The 22978-nt window shown below is 47.3% G+C and carries 13 protein-coding genes, 9 tRNA genes, 5 rRNA genes and 1 other annotated feature (1 of these 28 cut by a window edge); all 27 genes read right to left on the minus strand.

Features of this window, described 5'->3' with window-relative positions; genetic code table 11:
• The gene (gene cysS / locus MKY20_RS03355; protein ID WP_009336528.1) at window positions 1-1404 is read right to left on the minus strand and encodes a cysteine--tRNA ligase; all 1404 of its coding nucleotides are present in this window, start codon (window positions 1402-1404) and stop codon (window positions 1-3) included.
• Window positions 1385-2053 carry a serine O-acetyltransferase gene (gene cysE, locus MKY20_RS03360; protein ID WP_009336526.1) on the minus strand — a complete coding sequence of 223 codons (669 nt, stop codon included), beginning with the start codon at window positions 2051-2053 and terminating at the stop codon, window positions 1385-1387. The genes cysS and cysE overlap by 20 nt, the downstream gene beginning before the upstream one ends.
• Window positions 2054-2180: 127 nt before the next feature.
• Window positions 2181-2409: a binding site (T-box leader), on the minus strand.
• 43 nt (window positions 2410-2452) lie between these two features.
• On the minus strand, window positions 2453-3910 hold the full coding sequence (gene gltX / locus MKY20_RS03365; RefSeq protein WP_251175673.1) for a glutamate--tRNA ligase: 1458 nt from the start codon (window positions 3908-3910) through the stop codon (window positions 2453-2455).
• Between the two features lie 278 nt (window positions 3911-4188).
• Complete coding sequence (gene ispF, locus MKY20_RS03370; RefSeq protein ID WP_009336523.1) at window positions 4189-4674, minus strand: 2-C-methyl-D-erythritol 2,4-cyclodiphosphate synthase; 486 nt, start codon at window positions 4672-4674, stop codon at window positions 4189-4191.
• Window positions 4675-4687: 13 nt separating this feature from the next.
• Entirely contained in the window at window positions 4688-5374 is a 687-nt protein-coding gene (gene ispD, locus MKY20_RS03375; RefSeq protein WP_192908015.1) for a 2-C-methyl-D-erythritol 4-phosphate cytidylyltransferase, read from the minus strand.
• An 85-nt stretch (window positions 5375-5459) separates the two neighbouring features.
• Window positions 5460-6548: a PIN/TRAM domain-containing protein gene (locus MKY20_RS03380; protein ID WP_019382775.1), complete on the minus strand. Its 1089-nt coding sequence runs from the start codon at window positions 6546-6548 to the stop codon at window positions 5460-5462.
• Window positions 6549-6775: 227 nt separating this feature from the next.
• Window positions 6776-7849 carry a DNA integrity scanning diadenylate cyclase DisA gene (disA, locus tag MKY20_RS03385; RefSeq protein WP_009336517.1) on the minus strand — a complete coding sequence of 358 codons (1074 nt, stop codon included), beginning with the start codon at window positions 7847-7849 and terminating at the stop codon, window positions 6776-6778.
• A 2-nt stretch (window positions 7850-7851) separates the two neighbouring features.
• Complete coding sequence (gene radA, locus MKY20_RS03390) at window positions 7852-9231, minus strand: DNA repair protein RadA (RefSeq protein ID WP_192908014.1); 1380 nt, start codon at window positions 9229-9231, stop codon at window positions 7852-7854.
• A gap of 313 nt (window positions 9232-9544) precedes the next feature.
• A complete protein-coding gene (gene clpC / locus MKY20_RS03395) occupies window positions 9545-11995 on the minus strand; it encodes an ATP-dependent protease ATP-binding subunit ClpC (protein ID WP_009336514.1) in 2451 nt (816 codons plus the stop codon).
• Window positions 11996-11999: 4 nt separating this feature from the next.
• The gene (locus tag MKY20_RS03400) at window positions 12000-13079 is read right to left on the minus strand and encodes a protein arginine kinase (protein ID WP_009336512.1); all 1080 of its coding nucleotides are present in this window, start codon (window positions 13077-13079) and stop codon (window positions 12000-12002) included.
• Between the two features lie 2 nt (window positions 13080-13081).
• Complete coding sequence (locus MKY20_RS03405) at window positions 13082-13630, minus strand: UvrB/UvrC motif-containing protein (protein ID WP_009336510.1); 549 nt, start codon at window positions 13628-13630, stop codon at window positions 13082-13084.
• Window positions 13631-13653: 23 nt separating this feature from the next.
• Window positions 13654-14115 (minus strand): CtsR family transcriptional regulator, encoded by a 462-nt coding sequence (locus MKY20_RS03410; RefSeq protein ID WP_009336509.1) that lies wholly within the window; start codon window positions 14113-14115, stop codon window positions 13654-13656.
• A gap of 509 nt (window positions 14116-14624) precedes the next feature.
• Window positions 14625-14741 (minus strand): 5S ribosomal RNA (gene rrf, locus MKY20_RS03415).
• A gap of 78 nt (window positions 14742-14819) precedes the next feature.
• Window positions 14820-17755, minus strand: a 23S ribosomal RNA gene (locus MKY20_RS03420).
• Window positions 17750-17881, minus strand: coding sequence for a hypothetical protein (locus MKY20_RS03425; RefSeq protein WP_258760818.1), 132 nt, complete (start codon window positions 17879-17881; stop codon window positions 17750-17752). Before MKY20_RS03425 ends, MKY20_RS03420 begins: the two co-directional genes overlap by 6 nt.
• 181 nt (window positions 17882-18062) lie before the next feature.
• A 16S ribosomal RNA gene (locus MKY20_RS03430) occupies window positions 18063-19612 on the minus strand.
• A 163-nt stretch (window positions 19613-19775) separates the two neighbouring features.
• Window positions 19776-19851 (minus strand) — tRNA-Ala (locus MKY20_RS03435).
• Between the two features lie 8 nt (window positions 19852-19859).
• Window positions 19860-19936 (minus strand) — tRNA-Pro (locus tag MKY20_RS03440).
• Window positions 19937-19941: 5 nt separating this feature from the next.
• Window positions 19942-20018, minus strand: a tRNA-Arg gene (locus tag MKY20_RS03445).
• Between the two features lie 15 nt (window positions 20019-20033).
• Window positions 20034-20122 (minus strand) — tRNA-Leu (locus MKY20_RS03450).
• Between the two features lie 7 nt (window positions 20123-20129).
• Window positions 20130-20204: transfer RNA gene (locus MKY20_RS03455), tRNA-Gly, on the minus strand.
• 8 nt (window positions 20205-20212) lie between these two features.
• A tRNA-Leu gene (locus MKY20_RS03460) sits at window positions 20213-20297 on the minus strand.
• A gap of 15 nt (window positions 20298-20312) precedes the next feature.
• Window positions 20313-20388 (minus strand) — tRNA-Lys (locus MKY20_RS03465).
• A 143-nt stretch (window positions 20389-20531) separates the two neighbouring features.
• A tRNA-Thr gene (locus tag MKY20_RS03470) sits at window positions 20532-20607 on the minus strand.
• A gap of 8 nt (window positions 20608-20615) precedes the next feature.
• Window positions 20616-20691, minus strand: a tRNA-Val gene (locus MKY20_RS03475).
• Between the two features lie 9 nt (window positions 20692-20700).
• Window positions 20701-20817 (minus strand): 5S ribosomal RNA (gene rrf, locus MKY20_RS03480).
• A gap of 203 nt (window positions 20818-21020) precedes the next feature.
• Window positions 21021-22978, minus strand: a 23S ribosomal RNA gene (locus MKY20_RS03485); it runs 978 nt beyond the window's last position.
• The 16S, 23S and 5S rRNA genes sit together here with 9 tRNA genes alongside, the layout of an rRNA operon.

Below are 22978 nucleotides of genomic sequence, written 5' to 3' on the forward strand. Positions count from 1 at the left end.
TTAGCCTCTTTTCCATCTGATTCCCTGCGGTGTATCTTCAAGGATAATATTCATCTCTTTCAGCTGATCGCGGATTTTGTCTGCCAGTTCGAAATTACGCTCTTTTCTGGCCTGCTGCCTCTGCTCAATCAGCTGTTCGATTTCCTCATCCAGAAGGTCAGCATTTGTTTCTTCAAGAGAAAGGCCCAATACGTCAAACAGCGTTTCGAATTCTTTCGTGAAAGCATCAATCACTTCAACAGCTGTGTTTTTCTCCATCAGATAATAATTCGCAAGCTTAGACAGTTCGAACAAAATAGATACGGCATTGGCTGTATTGAAATCATCATCCATATCTTGAATGAACTGTTCATGTAGAGAGGTTATTTTATCCAGCCACTCCTGATTATTATCAGTCAGGTTCACACTTGCTTCTTTGCGATGCTGCAAATTGTGATAAGACGTTTTAATGCGCTCGAGCCCTGTACGGGTATTTTCAAGAAGCTCATCACTGTAGTTAATCGGATGTCTGTAATGTACGGACAGCATGAAAAATCTTAGAACCTGCGGGTCATGCTTTTGGATAATGTCATGAACCAGGACGAAATTCCCCAGTGATTTAGACATTTTTTCGTTGTCGATATTAATATAGCCATTGTGCATCCAATAGCGGGCAAACGTTTTGCCTGTCAATGCTTCCGATTGGGCGATCTCATTTTCATGATGCGGGAAAGACAGATCCTGTCCGCCGGCATGAATATCAATTGTGTCCCCGAGGTATTTCCTTGCCATAGCCGAGCACTCAATATGCCACCCCGGCCTTCCCTGTCCCCAAGGGCTCTCCCACGCGATTTCCCCTTCCTTCGCTGCTTTCCAAAGAACAAAGTCGAGAGAATCCTGTTTCTTTTCGCCGACTGCAATGCGGGCACCGACCCGCAACTCATCAATGGACTGATGGGACAGTTTTCCGTACTCATCGAACTTACGGGTATGGTAATAAACATCCCCTTCTGATTCATACGCGAAGCCTTTATCAATCAATGTCTGGATAAACTCAATAATGATATCGATGCTTTCTGTCACTCTCGGGTGGACATCAGCCTTTCTGCAGCCCAGTGCAGAAACGTCTTCGAAGTAGGCATTAATGAATCGTTCCGCGATGCTTGGAACATCCGTTCCCAGTTCATTGGCTACGCGGATCAGCTTATCATCCACATCAGTAAAATTGGATACATACTGAACATCGAAGCCGCGGAATTCAAGATATCTGCGCACAGTATCAAATACAATTGGCGGGCGCGCATTCCCTATATGGATATAGTTATAAACGGTAGGACCGCACACATACATTTTCACTTTTCCCTCTTCTATGGGAATAAAATCTTCTTTTTGACGAGTAAGTGTATTATAGATTTGAATGGCCATGAATCTGGCTCCTTTCTTTCCTCAACGTTTCGACTTCGCCTTTTAATTCCTGCAGCTCCTTCTCCAATTCCTTAAACCGGTCTGCAATTGGATCGGGAAGATCACAATGATTTAAATCCTTGCTAATTTTTACTCCATCCCGGACTTTCACTCTTCCAGGAATGCCGACTACGGTTGAATTGGGCGGAACCTCATGAAGGACAACAGAGCCTGCCCCTATCTTAGAATTCTCTCCAATAGTAATGGAACCCAAAACCTTCGCACCAGTCGCGATCAGCGCGTTGTCCTTAATTGTAGGATGCCGCTTGCCTTTTTCCTTTCCGGTTCCCCCAAGTGTCACACCCTGGAAAACAGTTACATTATCACCGATTTCACAAGTTTCCCCGATGACAACCCCCATGCCATGGTCGATAAAAAAGCGTCTGCCGATCTTAGCTCCAGGGTGAATTTCAATTCCTGTGAAAAAGCGGCTGACCTGGGAAACAACTCTTGCAAGAAAATAAAACTTCCTTTTAAAAAGTGCGTGGGCTATGCGATGCGACCAGACAGCATGCAATCCTGAGTATGTTAATACTACTTCCAAATAACTTCTTGCTGCCGGATCCTGTTCAAATACCACTTCGATATCTTCCTTCATTCTTGCAAACATTGTTCATTTCCCCTCCCGACATAGATCTCGATCTCTTTTTTTATTTTTCTAAAGCTTTTCCCCTATAATATTTCTCCGCCCATAAAAGTAGGTTTTAAAATATAAAAAAGCGCCTCTGCCACAATCGGACAGAGACGCTTTATGCGCGGTTCCACTCTGTTTAGGCTTCAGAAGCCTCAACTTTAACTTGTTAACGGATAAGTTCCGCTCAAATCTACTAGGAAACATGGGCATCCGTTCAAATTGAGGCTCTGAGGCGCACTTCGGAAAAAGGAGAGGCTTAAACCACTTTCAGCCGGTGATGGTTCTCTCTAAAAAGCATCTTTTTTCTTACTTTTCCTCTTCAACACTTTTCGATATAGAATTTACTTAATACTATATTACATTTTCTCCAAGATGTTAACCAATAATGCTCATTAATCGAGTTTTTACTTTTTCTTTTCCTAAAAGCTCGATGGCCTGCGGCAGATCAGGCCCATGGGTTTGGCCAGTAGTAGCTGAACGGATTGGCATGAACAGTTTCTTGCCCTTGTGGCCTGTTGATTTTTGCACAGCCTTCATGGCCGCTTTAATTTCATCCGCTTTGAACTCTGACATATTATCAATTTCCTGCAGGAAAGCAGACAGCACTTCAGGAACCTGCTCTTCAGCCAGAACTTCCTTCGCTTCTTCATCAACTGTCATTTCTTCTGTAAAGAACAGTTCTGAAAGCTCAGCAATTTGAGCGCCATAGCTCATTTTTTCCTGATAAAGAGTGATCAGGCTTCTAACCCAATCTTCATTTTCCTGCTTCCAGTTTTCACTGATCTTACCTGCCTTTACCAGGTGAGGGGCTGAAATGGCCACCAGACGGTCTTGATCAAGCTTCTTCATGTACTGGTTATTCATCCACTCAAGCTTCTGCTTATCGAAAAGGGCAGGAGATTTTGATAATCTGCTTTCATCAAAAATATCAATGAATTCTTCTTTGGAGAAGATTTCTTCCTCGCCTGCAGGAGACCAGCCAAGCAGAGCAATAAAGTTAAAGAGCGCTTCCGGCAGATAGCCGAGCTCTTCATACTGCTCAATGAACTGGATAATTGTCTCGTCCCGCTTGCTCAGTTTTTTGCGGCTTTCATTGACAATCAGCGTCATATGGCCAAACGTCGGAATGTCCCAGCCTAATGCTTCGTATATCATCTGCTGCTTAGGCGTATTGGAGATATGGTCATCTCCGCGCAGGACATGAGAAATTTTCATAAGGTGGTCATCCACTGCTACGGCAAAGTTATAAGTAGGAGTGCCATCCTTTTTGACAATGACAAAATCGCCAAAGCCTTCAGATTCGAATGACACTTCGCCTTTTACCATGTCATTGAATGTCAATTCCCTGCCTTTTGGCACTAAGAAGCGGATGCTTGGCTTTCTGCCTTCTGCTTCCAGTGCAGCTCTTTCATCCTCTGTCAGATGACGGCATTTTCCTGAGTAAGCAGGAGTATCGCCTTTTGCAGATTGAGCTTCTCGCTCTGCTTCCAGTTCCTCTTCCGTACAATAGCATTTATAGGCATGCCCTTTGTCGAGCAATTCCATGTAGTATGTTTCATAGATATGATTTCTTTCAGATTGGCGGTATGGGCCAAATTCGCCTTCCTGGTCGATGCTCTCGTCCCAATCCATGCCAAGCCATTTTAAATAGTGAAGCTGGCTTTCTTCGCCGCCTTCAATATTCCTTTTCTTATCTGTATCCTCAATGCGGATGATGAATTTCCCGCCTTTGCTTCTTGCAAACAAATAGTTGAAAAGCGCCGTTCTTGCATTTCCGATATGCAAATGTCCAGTCGGACTCGGAGCATAGCGGACGCGGATTTCATTTGACATACTAATTGCCTCCTTAAAATCTTAACGATAAAGTGAAACTCAATCAGTGGTACAACTATGGGGATTTGTTGCTGATACAAACGATAGAACACTTATTTGCTCATTTAGCCAACTTTCCCGCTACTGATTGCTGGTTGAACCAATCGGGCCTATACGGGCAGTTTGACTCCCGCGTATCTCCCTTGGAATCCTTTGAGTCCAAAATCGGGAGTCTTACTGCCCATTAGACTGCAATAAGCTATATTTTAACACTCAGGTTTTTCTTCTGAAAGGTAATTTTACTGGCTCTCTTTCTTTTTCAGCAAAACAGCGGCCTGGGAGGCGATTCCCTCCCCCCGTCCTGTAAATCCAAGCTTTTCTGTAGTTGTTGCTTTCACATTAATATTTTCTTTCCCAGTTTCCAGAAGCTCTGCAATCCGCTCCTGCATTTTCCCGATATGAGGTGCCATTTTCGGCTTCTGGGCAATGATGGTGCAGTCTGCATTAACCAGCTCATACCCTTTTTCTTTTACGATTCCCCACACATGCGCGAGCAGCTTCGCAGAATCGGCATCCTTGAATTCAGGATCAGTATCAGGAAAATGCCGACCAATGTCTCCTTCTCCAATTGCTCCAAGGCAGGCATCGGCCACTGTATGCAGCAGGACATCTGCATCTGAATGCCCCAGCAGCCCTTTCTCATATGGTATTTCAATACCCCCGATAATCAGCGGGCGTCCTTCTGCAAACTGATGAACATCAAAACCTTGTCCAATCCGAAACATTATACAATCTCCTTTATATATGACTTCTTTTCTTTATAATTGCTTCCGCAAAATAAATATCTTCTGGTGTAGTCAGCTTAATATTATCGTAACTTCCTTGAACAATCACCACTTCATTGCCTAAACGCTCCACAAGGCTGGCATCATCTGTTCCCAGGAAGCCGTCTTCCTCGGCCTTGCGGTGTGCCTCAAGCAGGGAAGAAACACGAAAGGCCTGTGGAGTTTGAACAGCCCACAGGCAGGAACGTTCAAGTGTTTCTGTAATTAAATTTCCGTCAGCTTTTTTAACTGTATCCTTCAGCGGTACTGCAAGAACAGCAGCTCCTTTTTCCCATGCTGCTTTCACCAGCGGCTGCAGTAAATCCCGGGTAATAAAAGGGCGGGCAGCGTCATGAACCAGCACCACTTGCTCACCCGAAACCGCCTTGGCCGCATTATAGACGCTATGCTGCCTTTCCTGCCCGCCTTCTGCCATAGCGGCCACTTTCGTAATCTGATGCTCTTTTAACAGAATGCGTATTTCTTCCTCATCCTGAGGATTGATTGCCAGATAAATGCCCGTGCATTCCGCGTCACTTTCAAAAACTCTTAACGTATGTATAAACACAGGGACATTCCCGATTTCCAGGAGAAGCTTATTCTTTCCGGCTCCCATTCTTTTCCCCTGCCCGGCCGCCGGGAGAATCACTTGATAATTCATATTATGGCTCCTATCTTTTAAAAAAGCAGGAAAAAGGCAGGGAAAGCAATCTCCCTGCACATTCTGTCCTACTTTCTATCATACATTATAAAGCTTTTTCCAGAAGCTTAGGTTTTGCAAAGATCATTCGTCCGGCTGATGTCTGCAGAACACTTGTGACAAGAACATCGATATGTTTGCCAATATAATTTCTGCCTTCTTCCACTACAATCATCGTGCCGTCGTCCAGATAAGCAATTCCCTGATTCTGTTCCTTGCCGTCCTTAATAACCTGTACCTTCATTTCTTCGCCTGGAAGCACAACCGGTTTGACGGCATTTGCCAGGTCATTAATATTGAGGACTGCCACTTTTTGCAGTTCACATACTTTGTTTAAGTTAAAGTCATTGGTCACAACGACGCCATTCGTCAGCTTAGCCAGCTTCACGAGCTTGCTGTCCACCTCTTGGATTTCTTCAAAATCGCCTTCATAGATTTCCACATTAATCGAAAGCTCTTTTTGGATCCGATTCAGTATATCCAGACCCCGTCTGCCACGGTTGCGCTTTAATACATCTGAAGAATCAGCAATGTGCTGAAGCTCTTCGAGTACAAACTGAGGAATGACAATCGTACCTTCCAGAAAGCCCGTCTGACAGATATCAGCAATGCGTCCATCGATAATAACGCTGGTATCAAGAATCTTGAGTGAGTTTTTGGGTGCAGCTTCAGGTTCGGGTTCTTCTTCACTGCTCTTCTTTTTCTTGCTTGAAATTAAACTTAAAAGCTCATCCCGCTTTTTAAAGCCCACCTGAAATCCTAGATAGCCGAACAGGAGCGTCAGAACAATCGGAGCAACGGTATTCAGAATCGGGACCTCAATCGCATTTAATGCATATCCGATTAAAAAGGCAATGACTAATCCAAAAACCAGGCCGACACTTCCAAAAATAATATCTGTTATAGGTACTTTTACCAGTGATTCTTCTGCCCATCTCACGAAATTGACGACATGATCAACCGCCCAAAAAGTTAAAAGATAAAAAATAATAGCACCTAAAATGGCGGACACATATGGATTATTTAAAAGAGGAATGTCATCTAAACTGATTAATTTTAATAAGTCAGGAATCAAAAATATACCCAGCGTTACCCCGATAATAAGGAAGCATGCCTGTACAATACGTTTTAACATTCCGTCACCTCCTTTTAATCATTATAAACAAATTCACAAAATTGAAACCCTGAATCCGGGGGATTTTCAATTTTTCCCTAATAATTATTTCACGATAGTAAAAAAAAGTCTTTATACTGCTTAAATTTTTACTTCTACACACTTTAAGGGTAGCACCATTGGCAATAAACTGTCAAATAATTAACTTATCATTTTAGCATAACTAATTACATAGTTCAATGGTCTCTTTATAGCTGACGGTCCGCAAAAACCTGCTCTTTTATGAGCTTAAGTCCTTCTTTAATTTTTCTGGCCCTTACCTCTCCGATTCCTTCTACCTCATCGAGCTCCTCTACTGTCGCCGTGATGATATTCGGAAATTCTTCAAACCGGTTAATCAGATTGTCGATAATAATCGGCGGAAGGCGGGGAACTTTATTCAGCATGCGGTAGCCGCGGGGGCATTTGAATTCTTCCGTATGAATATACCCATTGTAGCCAAGAAGCTTAAGAATGACAGAGTCTTCGAGCATTTCTCCTTTTGATAGCTCCTGAAGCTTAACAATTGCATCCCTTGAGTCGATGTCCCTGGATTGAGCATAGTCTTTTATAATCCATTCTGCTTCTCTTTCAAGCTCCATCAGCAGCTCATTCATCTGGAGCCGAATCAGCCTTCCTTCAGTACCCAGTTCACTTAAATAGGTGAGCAGTTCATTTTTAATGCGCAGAACCATTTCGATATTATGAAAAACATGCAGGATGTCACTGTATGTAACAAGCTCTTCAAATTCCAGGATGCTAAGGTTGCCGATGCTCTGTTCAAGAACGACCTTATACTTTTCAAGAGTCTGCACGGCTACATTCGCCTTAGTTAAAATGACGCCAATATCACGCAGGGCATAGCGTGAATGGCCTTTATAAAGGGTAATGACATTTCGTCTCTGGGAAATGGCAATCACTAATGCGCCTGTTTGCCTGGCAACCCGCTCAGCCGTCCGGTGCCGCATGCCCGTTTCGGTTGAAGGTACACCAGGATCGGGAGCCAGCTGAGCATTAGCAATGAGAATCTTGTTCCCTTCTTCATTTAAAATAATGGCTCCATCCATCTTGGCCAGTTCATACAAATAGCTTGGCGAAAATGGGCAATTGATTTGGAACCCGCCATCAACAAGGTTACTCAACTTTTCCTTTGAGCCCAATACAATCAGCCCGCCTGTATTAGCGCGAAGAACATTATCAATCCCTTCCCTGATAGGCGTACCCGGAGCCATGAACCGAAGGATTTCACTCATCGTTTTTTCGCCCATTTTTTTAGTCTCCATCTTTATCCCCCTAACGCAGCCTTAAGAGCTTCACCGACCGAACTTACTCCGATTAGTTCAATTCCTCCCGGTGCGCTCCAGCCGCCAAGATTGTTCGCCGGCAGGATAACCCGCTCAAAACCCAGCTTGGCTGCCTCCTGCACTCTTTGTTCTATTCTTGATACTCTCCTGACCTCTCCTGTGAGTCCTACTTCTCCGATGATGCAGTCTGTTGCCTTTGTTGGCTTATCCCGAAAGCTTGACGCAATACTCACAGCAATGGCCAGATCAATAGCCGGTTCATCAAGCTTCACTCCGCCAGCGACTTTTAAGTATGCATCCTGATTTTGCAGGAGCATCCCGACCCGTTTTTCCAAAACCGCCATCAGGAGCGGAACCCGGTTATGATCAATTCCTGTCGCCATTCGTCTTGGATTTCCAAAGCTTGTTGGAGAAATCAGCGCCTGAATTTCAACCAGGACTGGCCTCGTTCCTTCCATAGAAGCAACGACTGTTGAACCGGCAGCTCCCTGTGACCGCTCTTCCAGGAAAATTTCTGACGGGTTAGCCACTTCCTCAAGCCCAAATTCCTTCATTTCAAAAATGCCCATCTCGTTTGTTGAGCCAAATCTGTTTTTCACTGCCCGCAGGATCCGGTATGTATGATGGCGTTCACCCTCAAAGTACAAAACCGTATCAACCATATGCTCCAGAAGTCTTGGACCGGCAATGGACCCTTCCTTTGTAACATGCCCTACGATAAAAATGGCAATTCCCTTCGTTTTGCCGATGCGCATTAGCTCAGCGGTACATTCCCGGACCTGAGAAACGCTGCCAGGCGCTGATGTCACTTCAGGATGAAAGATCGTCTGAATGGAGTCTATAATGACAAAGTCAGGACTCACTGAATCAATTGTTCTGCTGATTTCATCAAGGCTGGTTTCCGAGTAAACAAGCAGACTGTCTGAAGAAACACCTAAGCGGTCAGCACGCAGCTTCGTCTGACGCATGGATTCTTCCCCTGATATATAAAGAACAGAATGCTTCCTGTTCGCCAGCTGTGATGACACTTGAAGAAGAAGCGTTGATTTCCCGATGCCCGGATCTCCCCCAATAAGAACAAGGGAACCTCTAACGATTCCTCCCCCAAGGACACGGTTTAATTCTATTAAATCGGTATGTATGCGTGGTTCGCTGACTGTTTCAATGGATGTAATCGGTGTAGCTTTCGCCGCTATGGCAGAGCCCTGTGAATGAGCAAAAGCGCCCCTTCTCGTTGAAGCAGGCTTCTCCACCTCTTCCACCATCGTATTCCACTGTCCGCATCCCGGACATTTCCCCATCCACTTCGGTGATTCATAGCCGCATTCCTGGCACATGAATTTCGTTTTTCTTTTAGCCATACTTCTTCCCCTCTCTGTACACATTCATCCAGCCGTATTAAAGGAAATCTTAATATTACCGGCCTTGCATGAAAGAACCAGTGATGACAGAAGTACGGTTTACTTCCTATTCCCTTTTCCAACGGGTCTTAAAATGTTTTTGTCCTGATATCTCTTTCTCTCTTAAAATTAACATAAAACGGCAGAATAAACCTCTTTTAAGGCTGTAATGAAAAAATGGGCTGATAGAGTACAAAAAGGTACACGTATAACAGGGACGTGTACCTTTTTGCTGTGTAAAATCTATTGATGCTTTATTAGGGGTTCGTTAACCTTATTTCTGAAGATTTGCTGTTCCGCTTGGTTCAGCCGTTTTCACAACAAATTCTCCATCCTTTACATCGATTACCACGGATTGCCCGGTTAGGACTGTGCCCTTTAACAGCTCTTCGGATAAGCGGTCTTCAATATGCTTTTGAATAGCCCGGCGAAGCGGACGTGCACCGTACTCAGGATCATAACCCTCAACCGAGATTTTTTCTTTGGCTGCATCCGTCAATTCCAGTGTAATATCCTGTTCCTTCAATCGTTTCGTTAAAGTGTCAGACATCAGCGAAACAATTTCCTGAAGATGCTTTTTCTCCAATGCATGGAAAACGATGATTTCATCGATACGATTCAGGAATTCCGGTCGGAAGGACTTTTTCATCTCCTCCATTACTTTTCCTTTCATATCTTTGTAATCCTGTTCCCCATCCTGGATGTTAAAACCAACGTATTTGTTCCGCTTAAGTGCTTCAGCACCTACATTGGATGTCATAATCAGAACGGTATTGCGGAAATCAACGGTTCTGCCCTTAGAGTCTGTTAATCTTCCGTCTTCCAATACCTGTAAAAGGATGTTGAATACATCAGGATGCGCCTTTTCAATTTCATCCAGCAGCACAACAGAATATGGCTTTCTGCGGACTTTTTCGGTTAACTGCCCGCCTTCTTCATATCCTACATAGCCCGGAGGTGAACCTACCAGACGGGATGTGGAGTGTTTCTCCATGTATTCTGACATATCGATGCGGATCATCGCATCCTCGTCACCGAACATCGCTTCTGCTAATGCACGGGCTAGCTCCGTTTTACCTACACCAGTCGGCCCAAGGAATACAAAAGAGCCAATCGGGCGCTTCGGATCTTTAAGGCCTGCACGGGCACGGCGGACAGCCTTCGAAATGGCCTTAACCGCTTCTTCCTGTCCGATTACACGGGAATGAAGAATTTCTTCCAGGTTCAGAAGCTTTTCTGTTTCGGTTTGGGCCAGCTTCGATACAGGGATTCCAGTCCAGCTGGCCACAACATTGGCGATGTCCTCAACCGTCACTTCACTGTTCTCTTTGCCCTGCTTTTCTTTCCATGTTTTCTTCGTTTCTTCAAGCTGTTCGCGCAGGCGCTGCTCTGTATCTCTTAAGGAAGCCGCCTTTTCAAATTCCTGGCTTTGAACGGCAGCATCTTTCTCTTTCCTTACATCCTCGAGTTTAACCTCCAGCTCTTTCAGGTTTGGAGGGGTAGTATAAGAGCGAAGTCTTACCTTCGAACCCGCTTCGTCAATTAAATCAATCGCTTTATCTGGAAGGAAGCGGTCTGAGATGTAGCGGTCTGATAGTTTTACAGCCGCTTGAATGGCTGCATCCGTAATCGTCACGCGATGGTGTGCCTCATAACGGTCACGAAGACCTTCAAGAATCTGTACTGATTCTTCCGCAGTAGGCTCATCAACCGTAATAGGCTGGAATCTTCTTTCAAGTGCCGCATCCTTTTCAATGTATTTTCTGTATTCATCAAGAGTTGTTGCACCTATGCACTGAAGTTCACCGCGTGCCAGAGAAGGCTTTAAGATGTTGGAAGCATCTATAGCCCCTTCTGCTCCGCCTGCACCTATTAATGTATGAAGCTCGTCAATGAATAAAATAATGTTTCCGGCCTGCCTGATTTCATCCATTACCTTCTTCAGGCGGTCTTCAAATTCACCGCGATACTTCGTTCCAGCTACAACTGTACCCATATCAAGCGTCATAACCCTTTTATCACGAAGAGTCTCCGGCACTTCGTTATTAATGATCTGCTGTGCCAGGCCTTCTGCAATGGCTGTTTTACCTACACCAGGCTCACCGATCAAAACCGGGTTGTTTTTCGTCCTGCGGCTTAATACTTCGATTACGCGCTGAATTTCTTTGCTTCGCCCAATAACCGGATCCAGGCTTCCTTCTCTGGCAATAGCAGTCAAGTCACGTGCCAATCCATCCAGTGTCGGTGTGTTCGCATTGGCTGCGGACCCTCCCTGATGGCTGCCGGACTCATTGCTGCCTAATAGCTGAAGCACTTGCTGACGCGCTTTATTGAGGCTGACTCCTAGGTTATTCAACACTCTCGCTGCCACGCCTTCGCCCTCGCGGATCAGGCCAAGCAGGATATGCTCTGTTCCTACATAAGAATGGCCAAGCTTTCTTGCTTCGTCCATGGAAAGTTCAATAACTTTCTTGGCACGCGGTGTATAGTGAATGGTCTGGGAAGCATCCTGCCCCCTGCCGATTAAATTCTCAACCTCTTTTTGGATCTTATCAGAGCCGAGGCCTAAAGCATACAAAGCTTTTGCAGCAATGCCTTCACCTTCGCGTACAAGCCCCAGCAGAATATGCTCTGTTCCGATGTTGTTATGTCCTAAACGGATTGCTTCCTCCTGTGCTAAAGCCAATACTTTTTGAGCTCTTTCCGTAAATCGTCCGAACATCATATTTTCATCCTCCCAACTCTTGATCTTCCATTTTTAATCTTTCCCTGATTAATGAAGCCCTGCGGATATCGCGTTCATGCGGTCTCAGCGGCCCGCCTGCATATTGCTGCAGGAATCCGGGCTGTGTCAGGATCATCAGCTCATTCAATATATTTTTTGATATGTTTTTAATGTACTTCATATCAATCCCCAGGCGAACATCAGACAAGCATTGTGCTGCTTCCTTTGATTCAATGATCCGGCTATTTGATAAAATGCCATAAGAGCGGAAGACTCTGTCTTCTAATTGTATGTTAGAAGTCTTTGCTAATGCTTCCCTTGCCGATCTTTCCTGAGAAATCAGCTGGCTGACAACGCTTTTCAGATCCTCTGCGATATCCTCTTCTGATTTTCCGAGAGTGATCTGATTTGAAACTTGAAAGATGTTACCTAAAGCTTCGCTGCCCTCCCCGTAAATTCCTCTAACAACTAAACCAAGCTGGTTAATTGCCGGAATAATCCGGTTCATTTGCTGTGTGAGAACGAGGCCCGGCAAATGCATCATAACCGATGCCCTGAGCCCTGTACCTACATTTGTGGGACAGCTTGTTAAAAAGCCAATATTTTCATCAAATGCATAATCGGCTTCTTCCTCCAGCCAATCATCAATTTCATTCGCCATACTTAAGGCTTCAGAAAGCTGAAACCCCGGAAACAGGCATTGAATCCTTATATGGTCTTCTTCATTAATCATGATGCTGACTTCTTCATTTTCAGAAAGAAGGCAGGCACCATAAGTTGAATTCTCAGCAAGATGGGGACTGATCAGATGCTTTTCCATCAGCACTCTTTTTTGAAGAGGCTGAAGGCGATCCATTAATAAAAGCTCCATTTCCCCAAGTTTCGAAAAAGAAGAATGCTCCACCCTCGCCTTTATTTTTTCAATGACTGCTTCTGCTTCTTCATTTGAAAATAAAGTGGGGAATTTATATTGCTTTATATTGCGGGCAAGCCTGATTCGTGAACTTAATACAATATCGGAATCAGGACCTTCCGCACTCATCCAGGAGCTAATAGCTTGATTCATGAAACGTTCCAGCGACAAGCTTACTCCCCTCCCTTTTGATCGGCATTGAGCTGCTTTTCCAATTTCCTTATTTCGTCCCTCAATTCTGCCGCTCTTTCAAACTCTTCTTTGGCAATCATTTCTTTTAAATTGTTTTTTAAATCATCAATATTCCTTCGCAAGTGAATGGTTCCCCCGATTCGCGCAGGAATTTTTCCGCTGTGTGAGAAATTCCCGCTGTGTAGCCTTCTAAGAATTGGGTTCAATTGATCTTTAAAGGTCTCATAGCAGTTGGCGCATCCAAAGCGGCCTACTTTAATAAACTGCTGAAAGGTGAGGGAACATTGCTCACACTGCAGGACTTTCTCCTGCTGAAAAGCATCCTGGCCCGATTCCTGAAAGGCAGGCTGAATATTCAGAAGACCAGCAAGCAAGTTGTTTATTGAAAAACCAGACCCGCTGCCCAGCATAAACATTTCACCTTTTTCCTGTGCGCATTTCTCGCAAAGATGAAACTCTGCTTTCTCGCCATTTACAACCTTTGTAAAGTGCAGCGTGGCCGGCCTTTGGTTACATTCCTGACAAATCATGACGTCACCTCTCCAGCTCACTACTATTTATATTTCAAAGTGGTTAACATTGCCTTAAGCATTCTTGCCCTCAGCTCATCCCTGAATGGAAGATCAATATACAGAACAGAGCGGTCTATAACACTAAGCATTATTTTAGCTTCCCTATGTGTTATAATCTCTTCTTCTACCAGACGGTAAATGACATTCTCTGCACTGCTCTGGGCAATCCTGCTTTGAACCAATGAAATTAACTGGTCAATTAAATCAGCATGGTCATAGGACTGGACTTTCATAATCCGGATGAAGCCCCCGCCTCCCCGCTTACTTTCTACTGCATAGCCTTTCTCAATCGTGAAACGGGTGTTGATCACATAATTGATCTGAGAAGGAACACACTGGAACTTATCAGCAATTTCACTTCTTTTAATTTCCACGATTTCCCTTTCGCTCTTCTCTAAAACCTGTTTTAGATAATTTTCAATTATGTCGGATATATTCCTCACCAGGCCTCCCCCTATCTGACTTTGACTATATTTGACATTAATTATACATGATTTATGTAATTTCTTGCAATTGGCGGGTATTAATAATTTTCCCCCATTTTTTGACTTCCCAAACCTGAAAATGGAAGTTAATGTCGATAACAATATATTTTTGATTGGGCGGGTTTGTGCTTGGATGGGAGAAGTTTTTTTGGAGGCTGGGAAGTGTTTTGCGCTTGATTGCCAGATGGACAGATGATATGGTTAGCTGTCCTGGCTTGATGTTCGGTCGGAATAGAGAGATGGAATCCTGCAGAATGGCTGAATGAACCTGCTGAATGCCCTGATTCTGGATTCTATGAAGCTGCGATGCAGTTAGCGATACTTTTATCTAGCATGAATTGAGCTTTATGAAGTAAACTCACATTTAGCCCAATTTCCCACTAAAAAGCAGAGTCCAAATAAGAAATTTGTATTCAATAAATCTCCAGACATACAAAAAAGAGCACCCATCAGGTGCTCTTTCATATGCCCGGCAGCGTCCTACTCTCACAGGGGGACAGCCCCCAACTACCATCGGCGCTGAGAAGCTTAACTTCCGTGTTCGGTATGGGAACGGGTGTGACCTTCTCGCTATCGCCACCGGACTATTTGGTTGAAGAAACTTCGTTCCCTCAAAACTAGATAATGTATGAAGAAGTATTTGCCGAGTATTCACCAATGACTTGGTTAAGTCCTCGATCGATTAGTATCAGTCAGCTCCACATGTCGCCACGCTTCCACCTCTGACCTATCAACCTGATCATCTTTCAGGGATCTTACTAGCTTGACGCTATGGGAAATCTCATCTCGAGGGGGGCTTCATGCTTAGATGCTTTCAGCACTTATCCCTTCCGCACATAGCTACCCAGCGATGCCTTTGGCAAGACAACTGGTACACCAGCGGTGCGTCCATCCCGGTCCTCTCGTACTAAGGACAGCTCCTCTCAAATTTCCTGCGCCCACGACGGATAGGGACCGAACTGTCTCACGACGTTCTGAACCCAGCTCGCGTACCGCTTTAATGGGCGAACAGCCCAACCCTTGGGACCGACTACAGCCCCAGGATGCGATGAGCCGACATCGAGGTGCCAAACCTCCCCGTCGATGTGGACTCTTGGGGGAGATAAGCCTGTTATCCCCGGGGTAGCTTTTATCCGTTGAGCGATGGCCCTTCCATGCGGAACCACCGGATCACTAAGCCCGACTTTCGTCCCTGCTCGACTTGTAGGTCTCGCAGTCAAGCTCCCTTGTGCCTTTACACTCTGCGAATGATTTCCAACCATTCTGAGGGAACCTTTGGGCGCCTCCGTTACTTTTTAGGAGGCGACCGCCCCAGTCAAACTGCCCACCTGACACTGTCTCCCGCCCCGATAAGGGGCGCGGGTTAGAATTTCAATACAGCCAGGGTAGTATCCCACCGACGCCTCCACCGAAGCTGGCGCTCCGGCTTCTCAGGCTCCTACCTATCCTGTACAAGCTGTACCAAAATTCAATATCAGGCTACAGTAAAGCTCCACGGGGTCTTTCCGTCCTGTCGCGGGTAACCTGCATCTTCACAGGTACTATAATTTCACCGAGTCTCTCGTTGAGACAGTGCCCAGATCGTTACGCCTTTCGTGCGGGTCGGAACTTACCCGACAAGGAATTTCGCTACCTTAGGACCGTTATAGTTACGGCCGCCGTTTACTGGGGCTTCGATTCAAAGCTTCGCTTGCGCTAACCTCTCCTCTTAACCTTCCAGCACCGGGCAGGCGTCAGCCCCTATACTTCGCCTTGCGGCTTCGCAGAGACCTGTGTTTTTGCTAAACAGTCGCCTGGGCCTATTCACTGCGGCTCATCAGGGCTATTCACCCTAATGAGCACCCCTTCTCCCGAAGTTACGGGGTCATTTTGCCGAGTTCCTTAACGAGAGTTCTCTCGCTCACCTTAGGATTCTCTCCTCGCCTACCTGTGTCGGTTTGCGGTACGGGCACCTTTTCCCTCGCTAGAGGCTTTTCTTGGCAGTGTGGAATCAGGAACTTCGGTACTAAATTTCCCTCGCCGTCACAGCTCAGCCTATGTGGTAACGGGATTTGCCTCGTTACCGGCCTAACTGCTTGGACACGCTAATCCAGCAGCGTGCTTACCCTATCCTCCTGCGTCCCCCCATTGCTCAAACGGTAAAGAGGTGGTACAGGAATATCAACCTGTTGTCCATCGCCTACGCTTTTCAGCCTCGGCTTAGGTCCCGACTAACCCTGAGCGGACGAGCCTTCCTCAGGAAACCTTAGGCATTCGGTGGATGGGATTCTCACCCATCTTTCGCTACTCATACCGGCATTCTCACTTCTAAGCGCTCCACCAGTCCTTGCGGTCTGGCTTCAACGCCCTTAGAACGCTCTCCTACCACTGACATCGGAAGATGTCAATCCACAGCTTCGGTGACACGTTTAGCCCCGGTACATTTTCGGCGCGGAGTCACTCGACCAGTGAGCTATTACGCACTCTTTAAATGGTGGCTGCTTCTAAGCCAACATCCTGGTTGTCTAAGCAACTCCACATCCTTTTCCACTTAACGTATACTTTGGGACCTTAGCTGGTGGTCTGGGCTGTTTCCCTCTTGACTACGGATCTTATCACTCGCAGTCTGACTCCCATGGATAAGTCTTTGGCATTCGGAGTTTGTCTGAATTCGGTAACCCGATGGGGGCCCCTAGTCCAAACAGTGCTCTACCTCCAAGACTCTTACTACATGAGGCTAGCCCTAAAGCTATTTCGGAGAGAACCAGCTATCTCCAAGTTCGATTGGAATTTCTCCGCTACCCACACCTCATCCCCGCACTTTTCAACGTGCGTGGGTTCGGGCCTCCATCCAGTGTTACCTGGACTTCACCCTGGACATGGGTAGATCACCTGGTTTCGGGTCTACGACCACATACTCATTCGCCCTATTCAGACTCGCTTTCGCTGCGGCTCCGTCTCATCAACTTAACCTCGCATGTAATCGTAACTCGCCGGTTCATTCTACAAAAGGCACGCTATCACCCATTAACGGGCTCTAACTACTTGTAGGCACACGGTTTCAGGATCTCTTTCACTCCCCTTCCGGGGTGCTTTTCACCTTTCCCTCACGGTACTGGTTCACTATCGGTCACTAGGGAGTATTTAGCCTTGGGAGATGGTCCTCCCTGCTTCCGACGGGATTTCTCGTGTCCCGCCGTACTCAGGATCCACTCTGGAGGGAACGAAGTTTCAACTACAGGGCTTTTACCTTCTCTGGCCGGCCTTTCCAGACCTGTTCATTTACCTCGTTCCTTTGTAACTCCGTGTAGAGTGTCCTACAACCCCAAGAGGCAAGCCTCTTGGTTTGGGCTAATCCCGTTTCGCTCGCCGCTACTCAGGGAATCGCGTTTGCTTTCTCTTCCTCCGGGTACTTAGATGTTTCAGTTCCCCGGGTCTGCCTTCTATACCCTATGTATTCAGGTAAAGATCCTATCCCATTACGGATAGGGGGTTTCCCCATTCGGAAATCTCCGGATCAAAGCTTACTTACAGCTCCCCGAAGCATATCGGTGTTAGTACCGTCCTTCATCGGCTCCTAGTGCCAAGGCATTCACCGTGCGCCCTTTCTAACTTAACCTACTTCGGCCAATGATAAGCGGCGAATCTCTGCGTCAGCTCCGTCACTGTGCTCCTCACGTACTCTCGTACGCTCCGGTGCTCGTTCGGTCGCTTCCTTGATCTTCTTGCTTCTCATTGCCCTCATGGTTTGTGCTCTTACTTCGTTTTAAAACAAAAATAATAGAAAAAAACTAAGATGGCGATTACTCGGTTATTGCTTCTTCATTAACATTATCTAGTTTTCAAAGAACGAATCTTTCATTGAGAGATTGAACTCTCAAAACTGAACGAACAAAACACGTCACGTTTCATGTAAATATCCTTAGAAAGGAGGTGATCCAGCCGCACCTTCCGATACGGCTACCTTGTTACGACTTCACCCCAATCATCTGTCCCACCTTAGGCGGCTGGCTCCAAAAGGTTACCCCACCGACTTCGGGTGTTACAAACTCTCGTGGTGTGACGGGCGGTGTGTACAAGGCCCGGGAACGTATTCACCGCGGCATGCTGATCCGCGATTACTAGCGATTCCGGCTTCATGCAGGCGAGTTGCAGCCTGCAATCCGAACTGAGAATGGTTTTATGGGATTCGCTTAACCTCGCGGTCTCGCAGCCCTTTGTACCATCCATTGTAGCACGTGTGTAGCCCAGGTCATAAGGGGCATGATGATTTGACGTCATCCCCACCTTCCTCCGGTTTGTCACCGGCAGTCACCTTAGAGTGCCCAACTGAATGCTGGCAACTAAGATCAAGGGTTGCGCTCGTTGCGGGACTTAACCCAACATCTCACGACACGAGCTGACGACAACCATGCACCACCTGTCATCCTGTCCCCCGAAGGGGAACGCCCTATCTCTAGGGTTGTCAGGAGATGTCAAGACCTGGTAAGGTTCTTCGCGTTGCTTCGAATTAAACCACATGCTCCACCGCTTGTGCGGGCCCCCGTCAATTCCTTTGAGTTTCAGCCTTGCGGCCGTACTCCCCAGGCGGAGTGCTTAATGCGTTTGCTGCAGCACTAAAGGGCGGAAACCCTCTAACACTTAGCACTCATCGTTTACGGCGTGGACTACCAGGGTATCTAATCCTGTTTGCTCCCCACGCTTTCGCGCCTCAGCGTCAGTTACAGACCAAAGAGTCGCCTTCGCCACTGGTGTTCCTCCACATCTCTACGCATTTCACCGCTACACGTGGAATTCCACTCTTCTCTTCTGCACTCAAGTTCCCCAGTTTCCAATGACCCTCCCCGGTTGAGCCGGGGGCTTTCACATCAGACTTAAGGAACCGCCTGCGCGCGCTTTACGCCCAATAATTCCGGACAACGCTTGCCACCTACGTATTACCGCGGCTGCTGGCACGTAGTTAGCCGTGGCTTTCTGGTTAGGTACCGTCAAGGTACCGGCAGTTACTCCGGTACTTGTTCTTCCCTAACAACAGAGTTTTACGATCCGAAAACCTTCATCACTCACGCGGCGTTGCTCCGTCAGACTTTCGTCCATTGCGGAAGATTCCCTACTGCTGCCTCCCGTAGGAGTCTGGGCCGTGTCTCAGTCCCAGTGTGGCCGATCACCCTCTCAGGTCGGCTACGCATCGTTGCCTTGGTGAGCCGTTACCTCACCAACTAGCTAATGCGCCGCGGGCCCATCTGTAAGTGATAGCCGAAACCATCTTTCAGCTTTCCCTCATGTGAGGGAAAGAATTATCCGGTATTAGCCCCGGTTTCCCGGAGTTATCCCAGTCTTACAGGCAGGTTGCCCACGTGTTACTCACCCGTCCGCCGCTGACTTCAGGGAGCAAGCTCCCATCTGTCCGCTCGACTTGCATGTATTAGGCACGCCGCCAGCGTTCGTCCTGAGCCAGGATCAAACTCTCCATATAAGAGTTGATTAAGCTCATAAGTTGTCTTTTCAAAAAAGACTAAAGAATTAACGTTGACGTTTTTGTTCGTTCAGTTTTCAAAGATCAATCCGCCGCTTGAGGCGACTTTATTATCTTATCAGGTTTAAACACCTGAGTCAATAACTTTTTTTGAAAGTTTTTTTGGTGGAGCCTAGCGGGATCGAACCGCTGACCTCCTGCGTGCAAAGCAGGCGCTCTCCCAGCTGAGCTAAGGCCCCAATATTAATGGTCGGGAAGACAGGATTCGAACCTGCGACCCCTTGGTCCCAAACCAAGTGCTCTACCAAGCTGAGCTACTCCCCGTAATATGGCGCGCCCGAGAGGAGTCGAACCCCTAACCTTTTGATCCGTAGTCAAACGCTCTATCCAATTGAGCTACGGGCGCAATATAAAATTAAAATGGTGCCGAGGACCGGAATCGAACCGGTACGGTAGTCACCTACCGCAGGATTTTAAGTCCTGTGCGTCTGCCAGTTCCGCCACCCCGGCATAAAAATGGAGCGGAAGACGGGATTCGAACCCGCGACCCCCACCTTGGCAAGGTGATGTTCTACCACTGAACTACTTCCGCTTAAAGAATGGTGCGGGTGAAGGGAGTCGAACCCCCACGCCTTGCGGCGCCAGATCCTAAGTCTGGTGCGTCTGCCAATTCCGCCACACCCGCAATATGAAATTAAAATGGTGAGCCATGAAGGACTCGAACCTTCGACCCTCTGATTAAAAGTCAGATGCTCTACCGACTGAGCTAATGGCTCATAATTTTATGAGAATTCCTAAAGCCTGTTATGTGCAGTCAGATGTTCCAAAGCTAAACGCTTTGTCACAGATTGCTATTCAGATGAAGAAATTCACTGATGCTGCAATCTGCTCTACCGACTGAGCTAATGGCTCGTTGAAATGGTGCCGGCGAGAGGACTTGAACCCCCAACCTACTGATTACAAGTCAGTTGCTCTACCAATTGAGCTACACCGGCAAGTTGTATGGTGGAGGATGACGGGATCGAACCGCCGACCCTCTGCTTGTAAGGCAGATGCTCTCCCAGCTGAGCTAATCCTCCATAATATACGCCCGGCAGCGTCCTACTCTCACAGGGGGACAGCCCCCAACTACCATCGGCGCTGAGAAGCTTAACTTCCGTGTTCGGTATGGGAACGGGTGTGACCTTCTCGCTATCGCCACCGGACTATTTGGTTGAAGAAACTTCGTTCCCTCAAAACTAGATAATGCATGAAGAAGCATTTGCCGAGTATTCACCAATGACTTGTCTAGCTTCGGCTCCTAACTTCTCGGCCGTTTCGATCCGTCCCTCCAAATCCCAAAACCAGGATTTGAATGGCCGGCTCTCCAACGTCTCTCGAAGTTGAACAGTCGCCTCCGCTTTTCGTTTTGGTTAAGTCCTCGATCGATTAGTATCAGTCAGCTCCACATGTCGCCACGCTTCCACCTCTGACCTATCAACCTGATCATCTTTCAGGGATCTTACTAGCTTGACGCTATGGGAAATCTCATCTCGAGGGGGGCTTCATGCTTAGATGCTTTCAGCACTTATCCCTTCCGCACATAGCTACCCAGCGATGCCTTTGGCAAGACAACTGGTACACCAGCGGTGCGTCCATCCCGGTCCTCTCGTACTAAGGACAGCTCCTCTCAAATTTCCTGCGCCCACGACGGATAGGGACCGAACTGTCTCACGACGTTCTGAACCCAGCTCGCGTACCGCTTTAATGGGCGAACAGCCCAACCCTTGGGACCGACTACAGCCCCAGGATGCGATGAGCCGACATCGAGGTGCCAAACCTCCCCGTCGATGTGGACTCTTGGGGGAGATAAGCCTGTTATCCCCGGGGTAGCTTTTATCCGTTGAGCGATGGCCCTTCCATGCGGAACCACCGGATCACTAAGCCCGACTTTCGTCCCTGCTCGACTTGTAGGTCTCGCAGTCAAGCTCCCTTGTGCCTTTACACTCTGCGAATGATTTCCAACCATTCTGAGGGAACCTTTGGGCGCCTCCGTTACTTTTTAGGAGGCGACCGCCCCAGTCAAACTGCCCACCTGACACTGTCTCCCGCCCCGATAAGGGGCGCGGGTTAGAATTTCAATACAGCCAGGGTAGTATCCCACCGACGCCTCCACCGAAGCTGGCGCTCCGGCTTCTCAGGCTCCTACCTATCCTGTACAAGCTGTACCAAAATTCAATATCAGGCTACAGTAAAGCTCCACGGGGTCTTTCCGTCCTGTCGCGGGTAACCTGCATCTTCACAGGTACTATAATTTCACCGAGTCTCTCGTTGAGACAGTGCCCAGATCGTTACGCCTTTCGTGCGGGTCGGAACTTACCCGACAAGGAATTTCGCTACCTTAGGACCGTTATAGTTACGGCCGCCGTTTACTGGGGCTTCGATTCAAAGCTTCGCTTGCGCTAACCTCTCCTCTTAACCTTCCAGCACCGGGCAGGCGTCAGCCCCTATACTTCGCCTTGCGGCTTCGCAGAGACCTGTGTTTTTGCTAAACAGTCGCCTGGGCCTATTCACTGCGGCTCATCAGGGCTATTCACCCTAATGAGCACCCCTTCTCCCGAAGTTACGGGGTCATTTTGCCGAGTTCCTTAACGAGAGTTCTCTCGCTCACCTTAGGATTCTCTCCTCGCCTACCTGTGTCGGTTTGCGGTACGGGCACCTTTTCCCTCGCTAGAGGCTTTTCTTGGCAGTGTGGAATCAGGAACTTCGGTACTAAATTTCCCTCGCCGTCACAGCTCAGCCTATGTGGTAACGGGATTTGCCTCGTTACCGGCCTAACTGCTTGGACACGCTAATCCAGCAGCGTGCTTACCCTATCCTCCTGCGTCCCCCCATTGCTCAAACGGTAAAGAGGTGGTACAGGAATATCAACCTGTTGTCCATCGCCTACGCTTTTCAGCCTCGGCTTAGGTCCCGACTAACCCTGAGCGGACGAGCCTTCCTCAGGAAACCTTAGGCATTCGGTGGATGGGATTCTCACCCATCTTTCGCTACTCATACCGGCATTCTCACTTCTAAGCGCTCCACCAGTCCTTGCGGTCTGGCTTCAACGCCCTTAGAACGCTCTCCTACCACTGACATCGGAAGATGTCAATCCACAGCTTCGGTGACACGTTTAGCCCCGGTACATTTTCGGCGCGGAGTCACTCGACCAGTGAGCTATTACGCACTCTTTAAATGGTGGCTGCTTCTAAGCCAACATCCTGGTTGTCTAAGCAACTCCACATCCTTTTCCACTTAACGTATACTTTGGGACCTTAGCTGGTGGTCTGGGCTGTTTCCCTCTTGACTACGGATCTTATCACTCGCAGTCTGACTCCCATGGAT

Source organism: Cytobacillus sp. FSL W8-0315 (genome assembly GCF_038002905.1).
Taxonomy (GTDB): Bacteria; Bacillota; Bacilli; order Bacillales; family Cytobacillaceae; genus Cytobacillus; species Cytobacillus pseudoceanisediminis.